Below are 16,316 nucleotides of genomic sequence, written 5' to 3' on the forward strand. Positions count from 1 at the left end.
GGGGCGGTGGTGCGGATCCCGGCGTCTCAGGCGGCGCAGCGGCGCGGTGGGGGAGCGGATGACCGTCTGGCGAAGGTGGTGTTCGGCTAATGAGTAACGAAGAACTAAAAGAGAAAATCGAAGCGTGGCTCCGTTCTAAAGAAAAGACGGCTGTCGCAGGTTTCCGCCCCTCGGCCGTGCGCAAAGCCGTGCCGGGCGCTACAAAAAAAGAGGTAGAAGAAATTCTGTTGTCTCTGGCTGCCGAAGGCAGGTTGAACGTAGAGTGGGAAATCACGTGTCCCGAATGTTTCAGTTTGATCAAAACAACGGCTAAACGTCCCGAGCGGGAAATAGAAGAATACTGCTGGCATTGCGGCAGAGAAGTTTGGTTGGACACTTTTCAACCTGTTTTCTATTTTCCGGGAAAGGAGGCGCGGCGTGATGCGATATAAATCAGATAATATCTGGGAAATAGCTCGCGAGCTTTTCCCGGACGTGTCGGATTTTACCATCGAATTTCTTGTTTGGGAAAAGACCTGTTTTCCGTTCGACAACCGCGAAGCCGTCAGGCAATTAGAGCGGCTGGCTGTCGAGTGGTACAGCGGATGAAACAAGGGGGTATTAGGGTGGAATTTGTAAAAATTAAGTTGTTAAGCGATTTTGTAGATTACTATGATCACTGGTTTGATCTGGAAGGTATAACATTTAATCGGTTTTCGTACAGCGGTATGAAACGGGGCGAAGCACTTAAATACCTGAGTTCTTTGGGACTGAGGGTCCCAATTTTCGGTAGAGTTAAGGATTTGCCAAGGCTTATCGATAACTATCCCCAAGTAGCAGACGTCGTAATTTATTTAGACGAAACGGCTCACAGAGGAGAAGGAAAGATCAAGATGCCTCTCATGGACGCTCTGGAAAAATATCCTGATCATTTAGCTATTGAATATATACAAGTTTTACCAGCATTTGCCGGTTATAGTTGGCGGTATTTGCAAGTAGGGGATAAACGTTTTTGGCTTCAATACTTTAGTAGTAACGATTGGCGTTCCAATTGCGGTCAGGTTGAGATTAAAATTTTAAGTAAAGAAAAAGACGGTTATCACCCCACAATAAAATACCCCCTTTTTGCCATCGATTTTCTTCCTGCGGGTCATTTGTATGCTGTAGATTTCAACATAGCACCACAATTAAATGGTATAGGTATAGAGGATATTTTGTCTTCGCGGGAGGCGGCCGAAGCCATTAAAAAGGCTGTTGTTCATTTTTCATGCTAAAATTTTGTAAAACGGTTGGTAGGGAAGCCTTTTGGAAAGGAGAGTTATCAAAATGTTAGAGCAGATAACCTTTTCCGACCTCGACCCCTCCCCCGAATGGCAAACGTTGGAGCGGCGGCGGACGCCGGACGTCCTGGCCGCTTTCAACCTCATCCGGGAATGCGAGCGGGTGCTGCCGCTGGTCTGCGACCCGGGCGTTGAGGCGGAAGACCGGGCGATGCTTCTCAGGGCGGCGGAAAAGCTGTACGCGACGCTGGGGATGGTGTTGGATGGAAAAAATTAAGGTTGGTGATGAAATGTCTGTAGTTCCTAAAGGAAGGATTATCTTTGTAAAAGGACATTTATGGCATTTAACATTGAATACGTTGGCACGTTGGAAAAAGATGAGACAGCCTCCGGATCCTGCGCCATTTTTCTATATTGGGAGACGTCCTAGTGAGAAGGTATAAAATGAGTTTGTCTAAAGTCGAGCTTTCTATAATTGATAGAGAAGTTCGCTTTTGAACAAATGTATGCTACCTACTGTTAATTAAATCCAATACCACACTACCTTTCATCTCTTTTAAGTTAGCACCATATCCATACCACGGTAGATTGTACAAAGCTGGTTCTGCCTTTATTTTAACTGCTCCCGCTATCTTGGTTCTTGGTTTAAGTTTTTCGATACTGAAATTCACGGAGTTTGCTTCCAAAACCATATTTGGCATCATCAATAATCCTCCATGACTTTGGGGTATGATTCTCAATGGATTTAACCCTTCCATGTTAATAACCACCATTGCATCGTTCAAGACAGTGTTGTCGTCTAGATTACCAACGCTGAACTCTATTTCCCATTCAAAGTTGTGCGGCAACTTCTTTACCGATTCAATTCCTACAGCTACACCTTTTACCTTCCGTGGACGTGAGACAAAAGCAAAATATGCTGCGACAATCGCTGCAATAGCAGAAATGATTGAAGAAACCGTTCCAATGATTGTCCAAATCACCACTATTTCCCCCATATTTCACATACATCAATATCAATGGATAATTTCTTTATTAGTTATATTTTTCCTGCTTTTATAACCAAGGGGGGAGCCTCAAAAGAATTTTTTGCGAAACATAACAAAGAAAAAGTGAATCTTGATAACAGGTGATAACGTGATGCATCCAAACGCCATCACCCTCCCGCCGGAAGGCTTTAAACCCGAAATCAAAAAAGGCTACGCCTGGTGTCCCTATTGCGGCCAGGCGTTTCATTTCGTATGGGACGCGAAGCTGGCCTACTCGCGTTGCCCCGGCTGCGGCATCGGGGCGGGCGAATGGCACACGCGGACGTGCAATAATCTCTGGGACCCGGCGGTCAAAGACAAGTTCGACGCGGCCGTCAAAGACTCAGGACGGCGTTGGGAACGAGGTGGCGGCGATAACGGCGTGCCGGAGGCGGCCAAAAACCGCCGCGGCGGCAAAACTCCGCCGGCGAGCGTGGCCCCTGTGGGCGGCGAAGACGGTGCGGTCGCCCCGCCGGTTGACGGCGGCAGCAACGGTCCCCCGCCGGAAGCCGGCGGGGGCGTTTCCTCTATGCTGCCCAAAACGACGCTGGGAAAGGTCCGGGCCCTCGCGGCGCGGGAATGTGTCAATTTCACGGCCGCCTGGGAAGACGGCCGCCGGAATTTCTGCCTCGTCCGCGACGGGACCTGCGTGTTTTTCGGCGGCCGCGGTAGCGGTTGCCGGTGGTTCGAGGAAGGCGTCTTGCCGCTGGACCGCAAGTTAGAAAGCGAATATTGGGACGCCTGGAAACTCCTGGCCTCCGGGCGTGAGGGTGGCGGTTCCTGAGAAATGCTATCTTCTACGGAAGTGGAGTATATTGTCCGGGTTGCGATGACAAAATATGGGTAGATATTTTTTTGATTGAAGCTCCTGGACCTGTGAGGTGACCACGGATCTGGGAGCTTTATTGTTGTTAGTAATGGTATTTCGGTTGACAAAAACGTATATAATATATTAAAATGTAAACCGAGGGAGGTTATTTATTATGGCAATTGGAGACCGCATTAAAAGTGCCCGGCTGGCTGCGGGTTTTAGCATGCGGCAGTTGGCCGAACGTGCGGGGATAAGTCATAATGCAATTTCTAAGTATGAGAAAGGCCTTGATATACCTAGCTCTGGTGTATTATTAAGGTTAGCTAATGCACTCTCGATAAAAATTGAGTATTTTTTCCGTGAAAACACCGTTGAACTATCAGTACCATCTTATCGAAAAAAAGCCTCTCTCACAAAAAAGGGCGAAGAATCTATCCTTGCACAAGTAAAAGACTGGCTCGAAAGATACTTAGAAGTGGAAAGCTTGTTTCCTGACGAAGAAGTCTTTACACAGTTTTCTCTTTCCGAGGGAGCAATTGATAGGTATATAACCTCTGTTGAAGAAGCCGAACGAGTAGCACAGCAATTAAGGGAATTTTGGCAACTTGGTAATGACCCAATTGATAATTTGACTGAGTTACTGGAAGAAAAAGGTATTAAAATTGGTTTAATCGATGGTGCAATGGAGTTTGATGCATGTATTCTTGAAGAAAAAAAACTAGGTCCAGTTATTGTAATTAAGAAGGAATTACCTGGAGATCGTCATCGTTTTAACTTAGCTCATGAACTAGGACACGCAATAATTAAAATAAAAGAGGGTATAAACATAGATAAGGAACGTGCCTGTCATAGGTTCGCGGGTGCTTTTTTGGTTCCTGCGGAAGCAGTAAGACGTGAGTTAGGAAATAAACGAAACACAATTGACTTATTGGAGCTTCACTTGTTGAAACACAAATATGGTCTTAGTATGCAGGGATGGATATTTAGGGCTAAAGATCTAGGCATTATCCCGGAAAGCGAAGCAGACAGGTTATTTAAGCTTTTTCGCGTTAAAAAGTGGTATAACAATGAACCGGGAGACCAACTACCTCCTGAAAAACCGGAACGTCTAAAAAGGTTAGTATTAAGGGCATTGTCAGAAGGTATTATTTCTGAACCTCGCGCAGCTGAACTTCTTGGTAAGTCGCTACAAGAATTTTGGCAGGAGGTAGAGGAACAGCATAAATGGGAAAAAGACAAACTCTAGTTACTGATACCAATTTATGGATAGATTTAGATAAGGGTGATCTAATATTACAGATGTTTCGCCTTCCTTACAAATTGGTCGCACCAGATGCAATAATCGCAGAGTTAGATGAACCAGATGGCTTTAAACTTGTAGCTCTGGGTTTAGAAAAAGAAGAGTTATCGGGAGCGGAAGTACTTAAAGTTTTGGAGTATGCAAGAAAATACAAAAAACCATCTAGACCCGATTTATTTGCATTAGTTTTAGCCCAAAGACTTAAAAGTCCTTTAATAACAGGAGATTGGGATTTAAGGGTTGCGGCAAGACAAGAAGGGATCGAAGTCCATGGGACTTTGTGGGTTATAGACAAATTTGTCGAAATGAAGATGGTTGCGCCTAAAACAGCTTCGGATTCTTTGAAAAAAATGCTAGGTGTTGGAAGAAGACTACCTGAAGATGAATGCAAAAAAAAGAATTGAGATGTGGACTAAAAAATAAAACCAAGTCGACCTGTTGCTTAAACTTTGCCTCCGGTGTCCAACGGTGAACCGATGAACGACCTGTTATTCGGGTCAGCTTATCGTGGTTACATAACTATACTTTCCTTCTCCTCGGTCAAGGGTGGCCGAGGGTTTATTTTTTCGCTGGACCGCAAGTTAGAAAGCGAATATTGGGACGCCCGGAAACTCCTGGACTCCGGGCGTGAGGATGGCGGTTCCTAAGAACTGCCATCCTTATTTTTTTGGTCAAGTTTTGTCGATAAATGTCGGCAATTTCCAGGAAGAAAGGAGTGATCGTGTCATGCCCAAACGCAGAAGCGCTGCCGCCGTTTCCGGCCGCGGTGGTAGCGGCGGGTTCGTCGGTGGCGGAGGGAGCGGCGGCTCTGCGGCCGCCAGTTCCGGCGGCGGCGTGGCCGGGGCGATCCTGGACGAGCCGGCCGGCGAAGCCCGACCCTTAACGGGCGGAGACGCGGCCGCCCAGGGCGCGGCGGCCGGTAGTCCGGCCGGGGAGACGGCAGCGGGCGGTGTGCCAGCTGGCGGAACGGCCGCGGGCGGTGAAACGGGCGGCGCGGCCATACAGCTGCCGGAAAGGATGCCCCGGCACGACCGGGAGGTCGTCTTCCGGGACGGGTACGCTGACAGGCTAAATCGTCTCTTGCAATATGATGCCGGCGAAGTCCGGCGGTTCAACGACCTCTGGGGCCGTTACGACCGCGGCGACGAGCTGACCCCGGAAGAGCGGGGCGAGCTGTACGAGTACCTGCGCCGGAGGATGGTCAACCCGGAAAGGCAATTGCGCTGGGCGCTGGAGAACGGGGATGACAGCAGGGCGAGAGAAGCCGCCCGCGATTTCGCATTCCGCTACGGCCAGCTGGAAAGGTTCGTGGACAGCGAGCTGCCCGTCAGCGGGCAGGAAGCCCTGGCGCCCTACCGGGACAGGCTGCCGCTGGCTATGAGCCTGTCGGCCGAAGACGATTTTCAGCCTTCGTACCTCGCGTCCGCTTCCGCGGGTACGCTCGGCGAAGCGGTAGCTTTTCAGGTAAGGGACCTAGGGCGGACGCGGGCAGATTTGATGGGCCTCGCGGCTTCGGCCGAAGATTTCCGGGCCGTCACGCCCAAATACGCCGAGCTTGAGCGGCGGCTGGCCGCGGCGCGGGAGACGGCGGCGGAATACGAGCGGCGCGGCGAGCGTGTGCCGCCGGAGCTGGAGCGGGAGATAAGGCTGGCCGAGCGGTGGTCCCAATCGGCCCGGGAGACGTCCGACGTCTTGCGGGCGCGGGCCGGCCGATTAAACTTTGCCAGCGAGGAGCGGCGGAACGGCTTCACGGTGAGCCGCCGCGCCGTCACTCTCCCCGAGCCGCCGCCGCGTGAGGCATTGGCTTCACCCGAGATGCGAGGGGCAGCTTCGCGTATTTTCTTTAGTGTTCCACGCCGGGGGCGGACAGCGGACCTCACCAGGCATCTGCGGAGGCTGGGGATACCCTACGCCGCTTCCCCCGACGCTCCCCCTGGGACGGTCGTCCACATCAATTGGGGCAGCGGCGGGACGTTCGGCGGGGGCGTGGCGAACCGCGACACCTCCGGCGCGGCCGACAAGGTCGAAATGCTCCGCCGCCTCGGCGACCTCGCCCCGCGGTCGACTTTCGACGTCCGGGAAGCGGAGCGGCTGTTCGGCAGCCGCGTGGTGGCCAAGCGGGCGTCCGGCTCCCGGGGAGAAGGTAAAGAGGTCGTTGACCTGGGCACGGACGAAGGCCGCCGCAGGGCCTACGCCTACGATTTCTTCCAGGAATTCATACCGGAAAGGGACGAATACCGCGTGACCCTTTTCGGCGAAGAGGTTTTGACGGCCCACCGCAAGAACGCCGTGCCCGGCTCCAGCCCGGAAGACCTCGCCCCGGAGCGGGTGTACGAGAGGGTACGGCGGCTGCCCCGCGAGGCCGTCGAGGCCGCCAAGGAGGCGCGGCGGCGGTGCGGCCTGGACCTGGCCGGGGTTGACCTCATACGGGACCGGCGGGACGGGCGGTGGTACGTCTTGGAAGTCAACGCCGCGCCGGGTATGGGCGAAGAGACGCTGGCCCGGCTGGTCCAGGTAGTCGCCGGAAGGCTGGCGGACCAAAATCAGGGAGAGGTGATCGAAAGTGCCTAAGCGCAGGAGCGGAGCGGCCGCTTATGCGGGCGGCGGTGGCGGCGGCGGAGGGATGACCGCATCTGGCGCAGGGGCTGGCGGCGGGACGGCCGCCGCGTCCGGCGGCGCCCCGTTAGAGGTCGCGCCGGAGCCCGTCGTCGTCAACAACGTCTATTCCCGGACGCGGAGACGTTCCGAGAACGTGACGGTCAGTTTCACCGGCCCCATGGCGGCCGTCGTCCACAGCGGCAGCGGCCACGTTTACAATGTGGTCTGCGAACCCGGGCGTTATTCGTGCGAGTGCCCGGATTTCACGATCAGGCACCACCGCGACCCCAACTACGCATGCCGGCACGTGCTGGCGGCGTTGAGAGCTGCGGGCCAGGCGGCGCCCGGAAATGTGGCGGCGGCGTCGGCGGCCGCGGAGGCCGCGGCGGCACACGTGCCCAGGCGGGCGGAAGACGCGGCCGCGACCGGACGGCAAGACAGCGTGGCCGGGGTCTGGGCGGAAGGCACGGCGTCTTACGCCGCCGCCGGCCAGGTCGAGCCGGAAATCGTGGCGGCGGACGACGCGGCGTTCGCGGAGCTCTGGCAGCAGGCCCAGAACCCGCCGGAATACCTGTATTCGGACGTCTTGCCCAACCCGAACATGACGTTCGGGGTGGAGATCGAGTTCGACGGCGGCGACCGGCAGGCCATCGCCCGCGACCTGTACGAGGAAGGGCTCATCGCTTCGCCGTGGCAGAGCGGGTACCACGGCGGCCGGAGCAACCCAAACCTCTGGGCGTTCGAGACGGACGCTTCCGTGACCGGCGGCGAGCTCGTCTCCCCGGTTTTCCGCGACACGCCCACGGCGTGGCAGCAAATCGAGAAAGTCTGCGAGATCGTCCGGCGGCACGGCGGGCAGGCGACGGCCCGCTGCGGCGGCCACGTCCACATCGGCACGGCCGCACCCCTCGATTCCCGGAACCGCCGCTGGGACAGGCTGTTACGGCTCGTCAAGGCCAACGAAGACCTTTTGTTCCGGATGGCTGCGGGCGGCGAGTCCGGCGGCACGCACCGCGGCACCAGCTACGTGGTTCCTGTGGCCAACAGGGAGACCCTGGACAACACCGGCCACTACCACGCCGTCAACAAGCGCCGCGAGACGGTCGAATTCCGCTATTTCAACGGCACCCTCGACCCGCGGCAGATCCAGACGAACGTCCGCATCGCAGCCGGACTGGTGGACACGGCCGCAAAAGACGACCCGGCGGTTGACAGCCGCATACCGGACCGCGTCCTCGCCCGGGGCACCCAGGCGCGGCGGCAGACAATTGGCGGCGAGCCTGAAAACCACAGCGTGGTGAGGGAATTCCTGGACACGGTGTTCACCCGCGCCCGCGACAAAGCGGCCGCCCTCTGGCTATATGCCACGAGCCGGTGGCAGCCAGCGTCGTAAAAAGTCAAGTATTCATCTTTTTTGTCGATATGCTATAATGTAATAAAAAGGAAAAATTGGTAATAAGGAGATGTTTGATTTGAGCGGTCTGATAGGAAAGAAACTGCGCTATTTCCACCCGCTGGACCGGGAATACAAGCCGGTCTTCCCCTTCGTGGCCGACGTCGAGAACGGGGAGACGAAAATTGAGGCCGACGGCCCCTACGCCCTGGTCTGCGGGGTCGTGGGCGTCGAATACTACGATTGCGAGACGGAAGACGCATGCTGGTACATGCGGGCGGACTACGCCGCCAAGACGGCGGCTTTCGTCACGGCGATGGGCACGCCCGTGCTGGTGACGGACAGCACGCTGCCGCCGGACAAGCCGGTGTGGGCGCCGGAAGGCAAAGATCCTGCCCACACCATCTACATCGATTCCGACTGGACCTTCATCGCGTCTCTCCACAACATAGGCGACATCACCCTGTACGAGCGGGCGGGCGTGAAGGCCTTCAGCGAGGAGCGTCCTCTGCCGAAATGCGAGGGGTGCGTCTATTTCGACGCGGCGGGGGACTATTGCCGCCTCTTCGACACGGAGAGCATCACCGAGCTCCGGCCGGCGTGCATAGACGGGATCGACAGGGAAAGCGTGCCGTCGATCGAGGCTGAACCGGGGATGGAATACCGCCGGGTGGGGAAGATCGTGATACCTGAGTTTCGGTTTAAGAAATTTTACCAGCGGAAGAGTTGATGTTTTATGCTCTGCGGCGAATGCGGCGGCTGCCCGGCATACCTGGACGGCTTCTGCTCGGGCTGTCCGGGCTGCGGCAGGCTGTCTCTGAAATGCGAGCCGGGCAGGCAGTGCCGGGCGTGCGGCTACATCTGCCCGGACCGGCCCGGCGTCTGGGACGCCGTCTACGGGAAATATAAGGGGCTGGCCCTCCCAGCGGGGGAGGTAGTTTCGCCGGACCTTCCGCCCTACCTCCCCGTCGTGACGGCGCCTCTGCACGAAAGGCCGGGGCCAAATGATCTGCCGTGGGCGGCGGTCCACGGCGGCAAGTTCCGTGTCCGGGCGTGGGAAAAAGGGATCCGGGAGACGGCCGGGCTGCCGGAAGGGACGGAGGTTATCCTGGACCTCTACGTCCCCGACGAGGCCATCAAAAGTTTCTTAAAGCGGAAGGACCGTTGGCCGGCGGCCCTCAAGGCCAACCGGGCGGCGGCTTTCGCGCCCAACGTGTCGGTCTACGAGGATTCCCCCAGGATGGAGCACCTTCTGGCCATGAAGGCTTCGGCCCTGGCCGCCCTGGAGTTTTCCAAGGCGGGCATCCCGGTCGTCGTCGACGTTTCGTGGTACGAAAAGGCCGACCTGGACAGGTGGGCGGCGTTCATAAGGGAAAGCGGCGCGGGGTGCGCCGCTTTTTCCTTCCAGACGGTGGGCCGGCAGAACAAGGGCGGCTCCGCGTGGAAAGGGTACCTGGCCGGTTTCCGGTATTTCTGCTCCCTGGTCCCGCCGTCCGTGCGGGTGGCGGTGGTGGGGGCGGTCTCGCCCCAAAGGCTCCCGGCCGTCGCCGCCGCGGCCGGAAAACGGCCTTTGACCCTGGTGGACACAGTGAGCTTCGTCTCGGCGCGGCGGGGCATGCTCGTCTTTTCGTCCCGCGCCAGAGACGCCCGGAAAGAGGGCAGGGATATGCCGCTGGACCGGCTTTTCTTTGAGAACGCCCGGCGGGTAAAGGGGTTTTGGGAAGGATTGCTCGGGGGCAAAAGCGAGGGAAGGTCGGAAAATTGAACCAGGTGGTGATTTTGCATTGCCCCGAATGCGGCTCCCGCGGGCTTTTGCACGGCCCTTTTCGCGGTTTGATGTATTGCTCTGATTGCGGATGGGCCGGGGGTTGGAATGAATGTACGCCGGATTTCCGGCTGCTCTGCGATAAGGCCTGTGCCCGGGCGGAAAGAAAGCTCAAGGAGTCTGTGCCGTGGGGGGAAGCCAAGTGAAACGGTATTGTTACTGGTGCGACAAAGATGTGGATTACCGTACAGTGGAAAAGGTTGCGACGGTGGAAATCCGGGGCGTTCGCGTAGCCTACCCGGCTAAAATCGCTCTCTGTTGCGAGTGCGGGAAGGAAATCTACGTGCCGGGGTTTGACGACGCGAACATAGAAAACGCCCAGCGGGCGTACCGGGAAAAGGTGGAAAAAGGTTATGCCTGATTTCGAGGTTCGTTGCGGCGACTGCCGCGAATTGCTTAAAAGTTTACCCGACGAGTCGGTCGACCTCATCCTCACCTCGCCCCCATATTGGTCGCTCCGCGACTACGGCCCGGCGGCCGAAACGGTGTGGGGCGGGGAACCGGGGTGCGCCCACGAGTGGGAGCGGCACCCGGAAGGGTGGCCGAACCGCGGCGGGGAACCGCGCGGTGGCGAGGCGAAGAGGCCTGAATTGAATTGGGAGAAAACGCCCCCCAGTGGCGCTTTCTGCCGCAAATGCGGCGCGTGGCGTGGGCAATTGGGCCTGGAGCCGGATTGGCGGATGTACGTCGACCACTTGCGGGAAATCTTCAGCGAGTGCCGCCGCGTACTCAAAAAGAGCGGCAACCTGGCGGTCGTCCTCGGCGACACTTTCGCCCGCAACCCCGCCAAAGGCGGCAGCGGGCCGGGGTCGAAAGAGCAGGCTTACCCAAGTGCCCGCCCGCGGACAGCCCGAACCGATCCGGATAAAATGAAACTCGGCATACCATGGCGGGTACGCTTTGTTCTTAATGACGACGGGTGGATAAGCAGGGATGACATTATCTGGAGAAAGAGCAACTGCATACCCTCTTCTGTCCGCACCAGGTTCAGCACGGTCTATGAGGCCGTGTTTCGTTTTATCAAGGATACCACTCCCGGCCCCTACGCCCAGATCCGCTCTTCGGCCCCGCCGGAAATCGAGCGGGAATTCAGGCGGCGCTGTTCGGCGTGGGGTTCGGTCGGCGTCTTACCCTTGGAGAGGTGCGAGACGGATTGGCGACAGCACCTCGTCCGTCTGGACACTTATTTCGACTTGGACGCCGTGCGCGAGCCGCACGCTTCTTCGACGAATGCCCGCTATTTGTAAAGAACGTTTTCCGTTCAGACCGGCGGGCCGAAAGCGGAAGCCTTTCTGGAAGCGGCGACGAGAAAAGAGCGCCATAGCCGCTTGATACACTTATCCGGCAGGGAAAGGGTGATGCGGGAATTGGGCTTAGGCGGTGGCCCGCCCCCGGGTCAGGAATTGCTGTTCCTGGATTGGGAATTGGACCGCCCGGAACAAGAACGTGAAAAAGGGAAATACGCCGCCGCTTCTCTGCGGCCGGACGTCGACGGGCTGCACGACAACCGCTGGCCGGAATATTTTCACCCCTACGGCAAAAACCCTGGCGACGTATGGACTCTGCCCACGGCCGCTTTTAAAGGAGCCCATTTCGCCGTGTTCCCCCCTGGCCCTGACTGAACGGCTGGTCGCGGCCCTTTGCCCGCCCGGCGGCCTCGTGCTCGACCCGTTCTGCGGCAGCGGCACGGCGCTTTTGGCCGCCGCACGGCTGGGCCGCAGAGGTTTGGGATTCGAGGTGAACCCGGAATACGCGGAGATGGCCCTCAGACGTGTTGCGGCTGAGGCGGTGCAGGGAAGGTTTAGCTTTAATGAAAATTGTTAGGCGAAGGCGGGGTTGTTTATGCGGGAATTAGTTGAAGATATTTTGGTGCATATTGGATCTATCTTAATGTGGATCTTTATCGTGATTCTTTTTTTGTCGGTCTTAGGCGGATTGCACTGGGTGGATGCCAAAGATAAGCGCGCTTTTGAGGCCGTCCCGGTCGTCCTTGAAACGAAGCTGGGGGTGGAGGTTGAATACAGTGGGCATAAAATCGTCTACACAGGTTTGAGCCACAGCTACCCGCAGTATGACGACATTAACCTGCTGGTCGACGGCAAGCCTTTGACCCTTTCGCCGCGGGCGTCTTTGGACGAGGTGGGGGCGGGTTGGAATCCGCGTTACGCTTTTTTTCTGCCGGACGGCCGGAGGCTGATCTTGAAGGAAGTTTCGAAGGACCGATCTGTTTTGAAATGGACGGACGTCGATTGGAGCCAGAACAAATAGCGGAAAGGAGCGGGTTCAGATGCAGAACGATTTGCTGAAAGAATTTGAAGATATGATAGCTAAATACGGCCATATCGGGTCGACGTCGACATATTTTGGGAATCTCACCCCGGAATTCCCTGCCGAAAGTCCTCTCGTTTGTCCCGTACCTACCGCGATCGAGCGGCCGAAGCTGGTCTACGTCGCCCACCCTTTCGCCGATGACCCGGAAGGGAACAAGGCGAAAGCGGCGGAGATATGCCGCCGGATCGCCGCCACGTATCCGGGCGTCGTGCCGATATGCCCCATCCTGGTGTTTGGTTTTCTCCGCGAACCGGCGGAAAGGAGGTTGGCTTTAATGTTTTGTCTCGCTTTGGTTGAACGGTGCGACGAGCTGTGGCTGGCCGGGGAATGGGAAAAGTCGGGAGGCTGCTGGCTGGAGCGGCAGAAGGCGCAGATGTTGGGGATGCCGATAATCGACTATCGCGAAGGATGATTCTAATGACCGCCAGAACCCACGCCCTGGGCGGCTTCACGGCCGCCCTTTTGCTCGCCAAAACCGGTTGCCTCGGCCCATACTGGTTGTCGCTGGCGGCCGTCGGAGCGCTGGGCGGCCTTCTGCCGGACGTCGACCACCCCGGCAGCTACGTGGGCCGCAGGGTACCCATCGTGTCAGACGCGGTCGAGATGGCTTTCGGCCACAGAGGCGCGACTCACAGCCTGCTGGCCGTTTTTTTGTTTTACGCCGCGGCCCGGCTGACGGCCCTGCGGTTTTTAGGCGGGAGCGTGGCTGGGCCCTTGGCCCTCGCCCTGGCCGCCGGGTACTTGAGCCACCTGCTCCTCGACATGCTCAACCCCCAGGCCGTGCCGTTGTTCTGGCCTTGGAAAGCCCGGGCGCGGTTCCCGCTGCCGCCTATTATCCCCACCGGTGGCCTCCTGGAGACGGTGGCCGTCCGGGGCGGTCTTTACGCGGCCGCGGCGTACCTCGGCTACGCCCAGGTAGCGGGCGGCGCGTTTAATTTCGCCCTGCCCGGCGGCGTGCATTTGGGCGGGCCGCTGGGGGAGGCATTGGTGCGGGGGTGGCGGAGGTTTGTGGCTGACCTTTTAGACGTGGTGAGGTGTTTTTTAGGCCAATTGTGAAGTAAAGCACAAGGTTGGTGGGGTTGTTGGACATGCTCAAGGAGTTTCCCTGGCTGAACGGTTGTTTGGGGCCGGACGGCAGACGCCGGAAGGCATGTCCGGCGTGTGGCCGGGAAACCGTTGATTGGCGGGGCGTCTGCGCCGCCTGCGGGTGGCGGGGCCGCCCGGTGTGGATGCGGTCGCTGCGGCGGCACCACCGGCAGCGTGTCATTAAACGGCGGTTCGAAATTCGGAAAAACTCTTGGCGTTTGCGGCGGGCGGAGGATCCGCTGGTTGACAAGCCCGGCAAACTGGCAAAATGGAACTTGTCGTGCAGTTGCTGGTTGTGCAAGTGGGAGAAAAAGGCAGGAAAGGAAAAACCGAAATATGCCGTTCTGAAACAATTATTCCTGGAAGCACAATAGAATGCTGACCGGCAGTTTTTGGCATCAAAAGTCAAAAAATGTCAAAGGGCAGTACATACCAAGAAAGGGGTCTTTCTCCGTGCCGTTATTCAACTTCTCCATATTCAACCGCAGCCGCGAGGACCCGCGCGAGTATTTCAAACTTTTGCCGGCCAACGACTACGAGTACGACGCCCGCGCGGCCCTCAACCTTTTTTACCTGATGGCCGGGGTGAACAAAAAGGCGTCTCTCTTGGGGCCGCCGCCGTTCCGCTTTCTCGCCCACGTCGCCCGCGGACGGGTGGCCCTTTATTTCGGGTGCCCGCCGGAATACGTTGGGGTCGTGCGGGGGGCGTTCGCCGGGGCGTACCCCCGCGTGTCCCTCGCCCCCGCCTCCAGTCCCGCTGCGGGCTGGACGGGCGGGGCGCTGACCGAGTTTTACGCAGCGGGCGGCAAATTCCTGCCCTTCCGCAGGCTCCAGGGACCGCCGTCCGTCCTGGTCGCCGTGCTGACGGCCCTGGGCGCCGGGCGGGACGCGCCCGTGGAAGCGCTCCTCGACGTCTGCTTCGCCCCGTTGCCGGAAGGCAAGATGCGCGAGCAGGCCGAGGCCGAGGCCCGGCGCTACGTGGGCGTCCAGTCCAGCGACGTCTGGGGCGAGATAAAAGACGCGCTCCTGTCCCCGGCCGCCGGGCCGGCGAACCGCGGCAGGGCGGCGGACGCCCGCCGCATCCAGAACGAAGTGAGGGCGTTGAACCCCTCCCGGGCGATGGCGGCGGACGAGATGCGGTCGCGGTTTTTGCCCCCGGAGCGGGTGTACGAGGCGACGGTCCGCATGGCGGCGCGGGGCGGGCCGAAAGGCGCGGCCGAAAAGTTCGTCGCGGACGCGGCGTCGGCCGTGGCCGCGATGTCGTATTTGAACAGGATGGAGCGTTCCGGCCGGCACGGCCACGGCGACCGGGTGGCACTGGGCGGCTTCGGGGAGAAAGCGGTCATGACCGGCAGCGAATTGGCCAACCTGGTCGTGGTGCCGGGACCCGATTCCCCGCTGTGGGCGGCATTAGAGCGCGACGTGGCCCGGACGGCCGCACCGCCGGGGATGTTACTGGGTGATGATCAGGATTTTTGAATCTAGCATATCCGCAAAACAAACCGCATCACAAAAACAAGGTGGTGTTTTAATGCAAGGAATTTTGGACAAATACTATAGGTTTCTCAGCAAATTAGATACGCCGATGGTGGAAATAGGGGTCGGCCATTTTAAACGGCCGGATGGCAACGTGGATTATGTGGCCAAGTGTTCTTTTAACTTGGGATTTTTGGTGTTGTTAGTGTTGTTAATTTCATTAGTTTGTTGGGGTATCGATGTGACAATTTGATTGAAAGTTACTTCTAACCTAATTGAAAGGGTGACAACGTGTGAAAGTGACGCCGGAAGAATTGGAAAAATACCTGAACGGCAAAGACGGGCAAAAGCCGGCCGGAAAGTCCGCCGACGGCGACAGCAAATACGCTGAAGACGCCGGCGTTAAGGGGCTTTCCGCCGGGCAAGAGGTCCGAGGGGGGAGCGGCACGGCCTCACCCACTAAAGCCGGGACCGGCAACGGGCGAGCGGCCGCGGGCGGGCCACCCGTTTCGGCCGGAAAGCAGGAAAAATCGCCGGAAACCACGGGCCTGCCGGACGACCTCGCCGGCGACGAATTGTTTGCGGCGGAGCTGGAAGCCGAAGCGGCGGCTCTGCCGGAGGTGCACGTCTTCCGGGTGGCCATTAACCACGAGAACGGAGCTTTTGATTACCCGGACGGGCGTTCGAGCGACGTTCTGGAGGGTTTTCTGGTCCGCTGGGACAACCGCAGGGTGCGTTGGGGCGACGGGGGGATAGCATGTTTGAGCCGGGACGGCAAGAGGGGGCGTCTCGCAGACGGAACGGTCGTGGAATGCGCCCGGTGCGTTCATTCCGGCCAATGCGTATTTTCGCCGCGCCTCTATTTCGTGCCTGCGGTCGACGTGCGGGAGCTTTTGTATTTTGACGTTCCATCCGGCCAATCCAGCGGTTTTTACCGCTTCGTCAATTCCGTCGTCCGCGGCGCGGGCGGCGGCCCGGCCCGGCCGCTGTCGTCCGTCGTGACTAGGGCGCGGCTCGAAAAACGCGAGGGGCGGCGGGCGGCCAGGCTGGCTTTCGAGGTTGTTCGCCCGGCGGCTGGCCGGGAGGAATGGCGGGAAATCCTGGCCCTGCGTGACGAGCTTCTGCCCTACGCTCTGGAAGAGGGCGGCGGGAACGCGGGAGAAGCCGCGGCCGGGCCGTCGCTGGAAGACGTGGTGTTTTAAATTAAGG

The 16,316-nt window shown here is 58.2% G+C and carries 23 protein-coding genes and 1 pseudogene; 23 read left to right on the plus strand and 1 reads right to left on the minus strand.

Features of this window, described 5'->3' with window-relative positions; genetic code table 11:
- Nucleotides 1-89: 89 nt before the first annotated feature.
- Genes FLZ89_RS13855 through FLZ89_RS13870 form a run of 5 tightly spaced genes read left to right on the plus strand, consistent with a single transcriptional unit; the run spans nt 90 to nt 1,702 of the window.
- Nucleotides 90-431, plus strand: coding sequence for a hypothetical protein (locus FLZ89_RS13855; protein ID WP_141264606.1), 342 nt, complete (start codon nt 90-92; stop codon nt 429-431).
- Complete coding sequence (locus FLZ89_RS15785; RefSeq protein ID WP_172613634.1) at nt 421-588, plus strand: hypothetical protein; 168 nt, start codon at nt 421-423, stop codon at nt 586-588. Before FLZ89_RS13855 ends, FLZ89_RS15785 begins: the two co-directional genes overlap by 11 nt.
- A 17-nt stretch (nt 589-605) precedes the next feature.
- On the plus strand, nt 606-1,253 hold the full coding sequence (locus FLZ89_RS13860) for a hypothetical protein (RefSeq protein WP_141264605.1): 648 nt from the start codon (nt 606-608) through the stop codon (nt 1,251-1,253).
- Nucleotides 1,254-1,305: 52 nt separating this feature from the next.
- Nucleotides 1,306-1,536, plus strand: a complete 231-nt coding sequence (locus FLZ89_RS13865) for a hypothetical protein (RefSeq protein WP_141264604.1) — start codon at nt 1,306-1,308, stop codon at nt 1,534-1,536.
- Nucleotides 1,523-1,702, plus strand: a complete 180-nt coding sequence (locus tag FLZ89_RS13870) for a hypothetical protein (protein WP_141264603.1) — start codon at nt 1,523-1,525, stop codon at nt 1,700-1,702. Before FLZ89_RS13865 ends, FLZ89_RS13870 begins: the two co-directional genes overlap by 14 nt.
- Before the next feature lie 66 nt (nt 1,703-1,768).
- Here the strand turns inward: FLZ89_RS13870 and FLZ89_RS13875 are convergent, their stop codons facing one another.
- Nucleotides 1,769-2,242 (minus strand): hypothetical protein, encoded by a 474-nt coding sequence (locus FLZ89_RS13875; protein WP_141264602.1) that lies wholly within the window; start codon nt 2,240-2,242, stop codon nt 1,769-1,771.
- Nucleotides 2,243-2,396: 154 nt separating this feature from the next.
- Between FLZ89_RS13875 and FLZ89_RS13880 the strand changes: the two genes are divergently transcribed.
- The 18 genes and pseudogenes from FLZ89_RS13880 (at nt 2,397) to FLZ89_RS13960 (ending at nt 16,309) form a co-directional block, all read left to right on the plus strand.
- Nucleotides 2,397-3,071, plus strand: a complete 675-nt coding sequence (locus FLZ89_RS13880) for a hypothetical protein (protein ID WP_141264601.1) — start codon at nt 2,397-2,399, stop codon at nt 3,069-3,071.
- A gap of 199 nt (nt 3,072-3,270) precedes the next feature.
- Complete coding sequence (locus FLZ89_RS13885) at nt 3,271-4,344, plus strand: helix-turn-helix domain-containing protein (protein WP_141264600.1); 1,074 nt, start codon at nt 3,271-3,273, stop codon at nt 4,342-4,344.
- Complete coding sequence (locus tag FLZ89_RS13890; protein ID WP_141264599.1) at nt 4,323-4,802, plus strand: DUF3368 domain-containing protein; 480 nt, start codon at nt 4,323-4,325, stop codon at nt 4,800-4,802. The genes FLZ89_RS13885 and FLZ89_RS13890 overlap by 22 nt, the downstream gene beginning before the upstream one ends.
- 322 nt (nt 4,803-5,124) lie before the next feature.
- Nucleotides 5,125-6,969, plus strand: coding sequence for a hypothetical protein (locus FLZ89_RS13895; protein WP_141264598.1), 1,845 nt, complete (start codon nt 5,125-5,127; stop codon nt 6,967-6,969).
- A gap of 52 nt (nt 6,970-7,021) precedes the next feature.
- A complete protein-coding gene (locus FLZ89_RS13900; protein ID WP_141264597.1) occupies nt 7,022-8,389 on the plus strand; it encodes an amidoligase family protein in 1,368 nt (455 codons plus the stop codon).
- 79 nt (nt 8,390-8,468) lie between these two features.
- Entirely contained in the window at nt 8,469-9,119 is a 651-nt protein-coding gene (locus tag FLZ89_RS13905; protein WP_141264596.1) for a hypothetical protein, read from the plus strand.
- 6 nt (nt 9,120-9,125) lie between these two features.
- Complete coding sequence (locus tag FLZ89_RS13910) at nt 9,126-10,154, plus strand: DUF4417 domain-containing protein (RefSeq protein ID WP_141264595.1); 1,029 nt, start codon at nt 9,126-9,128, stop codon at nt 10,152-10,154.
- A 202-nt stretch (nt 10,155-10,356) separates the two neighbouring features.
- Complete coding sequence (locus FLZ89_RS13915; RefSeq protein WP_141264594.1) at nt 10,357-10,575, plus strand: hypothetical protein; 219 nt, start codon at nt 10,357-10,359, stop codon at nt 10,573-10,575.
- Nucleotides 10,568-11,461, plus strand: coding sequence for a DNA methyltransferase (locus FLZ89_RS13920; RefSeq protein WP_141264593.1), 894 nt, complete (start codon nt 10,568-10,570; stop codon nt 11,459-11,461). The genes FLZ89_RS13915 and FLZ89_RS13920 overlap by 8 nt, the downstream gene beginning before the upstream one ends.
- A gap of 81 nt (nt 11,462-11,542) precedes the next feature.
- Nucleotides 11,543-11,836 carry a hypothetical protein gene (locus tag FLZ89_RS16220; protein ID WP_253256498.1) on the plus strand — a complete coding sequence of 98 codons (294 nt, stop codon included), beginning with the start codon at nt 11,543-11,545 and terminating at the stop codon, nt 11,834-11,836.
- Nucleotides 11,820-12,038: pseudogene (locus FLZ89_RS16610) on the plus strand (DNA methyltransferase); the annotation flags it as partial. The gene FLZ89_RS16220 and the pseudogene FLZ89_RS16610, both read left to right, overlap by 17 nt.
- 18 nt (nt 12,039-12,056) lie before the next feature.
- Entirely contained in the window at nt 12,057-12,482 is a 426-nt protein-coding gene (locus FLZ89_RS13930) for a hypothetical protein (protein WP_141264591.1), read from the plus strand.
- Nucleotides 12,483-12,501: 19 nt separating this feature from the next.
- A complete protein-coding gene (locus FLZ89_RS13935; protein WP_141264590.1) occupies nt 12,502-12,957 on the plus strand; it encodes a DUF4406 domain-containing protein in 456 nt (151 codons plus the stop codon).
- Nucleotides 12,958-12,962: 5 nt separating this feature from the next.
- On the plus strand, nt 12,963-13,601 hold the full coding sequence (locus FLZ89_RS13940; protein WP_172613635.1) for a metal-dependent hydrolase: 639 nt from the start codon (nt 12,963-12,965) through the stop codon (nt 13,599-13,601).
- A 32-nt stretch (nt 13,602-13,633) separates the two neighbouring features.
- A complete protein-coding gene (locus tag FLZ89_RS13945) occupies nt 13,634-14,005 on the plus strand; it encodes a hypothetical protein (protein WP_141264588.1) in 372 nt (123 codons plus the stop codon).
- Between the two features lies 1 nt (nt 14,006).
- Complete coding sequence (locus FLZ89_RS13950; protein ID WP_141264587.1) at nt 14,007-15,110, plus strand: hypothetical protein; 1,104 nt, start codon at nt 14,007-14,009, stop codon at nt 15,108-15,110.
- Nucleotides 15,091-15,360 (plus strand): hypothetical protein, encoded by a 270-nt coding sequence (locus FLZ89_RS13955; protein WP_141264586.1) that lies wholly within the window; start codon nt 15,091-15,093, stop codon nt 15,358-15,360. The genes FLZ89_RS13950 and FLZ89_RS13955 overlap by 20 nt, the downstream gene beginning before the upstream one ends.
- A 40-nt stretch (nt 15,361-15,400) precedes the next feature.
- Complete coding sequence (locus tag FLZ89_RS13960) at nt 15,401-16,309, plus strand: hypothetical protein (RefSeq protein WP_172613636.1); 909 nt, start codon at nt 15,401-15,403, stop codon at nt 16,307-16,309.
- Nucleotides 16,310-16,316 lie beyond the last annotated feature (7 nt).

This window comes from Moorella sp. E306M (assembly GCF_006538385.1).
In the GTDB taxonomy this organism is placed as follows: Bacteria; Bacillota; DSM-521; order Neomoorellales; family Neomoorellaceae; genus Neomoorella.

Excerpts from the sequence above, each read along its gene's own strand:
- FLZ89_RS13855 (WP_141264606.1), top strand. The coding sequence starts at position 90 with ATGAGTAACGAAGAACTAAAAGAGAAAATCGAAGCGTGGCTCCGTTCT.
- FLZ89_RS15785 (WP_172613634.1), top strand. The coding sequence starts at position 421 with ATGCGATATAAATCAGATAATATCTGGGAAATAGCTCGCGAGCTTTTC.
- FLZ89_RS13865 (WP_141264604.1), top strand. The coding sequence starts at position 1,306 with ATGTTAGAGCAGATAACCTTTTCCGACCTCGACCCCTCCCCCGAATGG.
- FLZ89_RS13870 (WP_141264603.1), top strand. The coding sequence starts at position 1,523 with ATGGAAAAAATTAAGGTTGGTGATGAAATGTCTGTAGTTCCTAAAGGA.
- FLZ89_RS13885 (WP_141264600.1), top strand. The coding sequence starts at position 3,271 with ATGGCAATTGGAGACCGCATTAAAAGTGCCCGGCTGGCTGCGGGTTTT.
- FLZ89_RS13890 (WP_141264599.1), top strand. The coding sequence starts at position 4,323 with ATGGGAAAAAGACAAACTCTAGTTACTGATACCAATTTATGGATAGAT.
- FLZ89_RS13895 (WP_141264598.1), top strand. The coding sequence starts at position 5,125 with ATGCCCAAACGCAGAAGCGCTGCCGCCGTTTCCGGCCGCGGTGGTAGC.
- FLZ89_RS13900 (WP_141264597.1), top strand. The coding sequence starts at position 7,022 with ATGACCGCATCTGGCGCAGGGGCTGGCGGCGGGACGGCCGCCGCGTCC.
- FLZ89_RS13910 (WP_141264595.1), top strand. The coding sequence starts at position 9,126 with ATGCTCTGCGGCGAATGCGGCGGCTGCCCGGCATACCTGGACGGCTTC.
- FLZ89_RS13920 (WP_141264593.1), top strand. The coding sequence starts at position 10,568 with ATGCCTGATTTCGAGGTTCGTTGCGGCGACTGCCGCGAATTGCTTAAA.
- FLZ89_RS13930 (WP_141264591.1), top strand. The coding sequence starts at position 12,057 with ATGCGGGAATTAGTTGAAGATATTTTGGTGCATATTGGATCTATCTTA.
- FLZ89_RS13935 (WP_141264590.1), top strand. The coding sequence starts at position 12,502 with ATGCAGAACGATTTGCTGAAAGAATTTGAAGATATGATAGCTAAATAC.
- FLZ89_RS13940 (WP_172613635.1), top strand. The coding sequence starts at position 12,963 with ATGACCGCCAGAACCCACGCCCTGGGCGGCTTCACGGCCGCCCTTTTG.
- FLZ89_RS13945 (WP_141264588.1), top strand. The coding sequence starts at position 13,634 with ATGCTCAAGGAGTTTCCCTGGCTGAACGGTTGTTTGGGGCCGGACGGC.
- FLZ89_RS13950 (WP_141264587.1), top strand. The coding sequence starts at position 14,007 with ATGCTGACCGGCAGTTTTTGGCATCAAAAGTCAAAAAATGTCAAAGGG.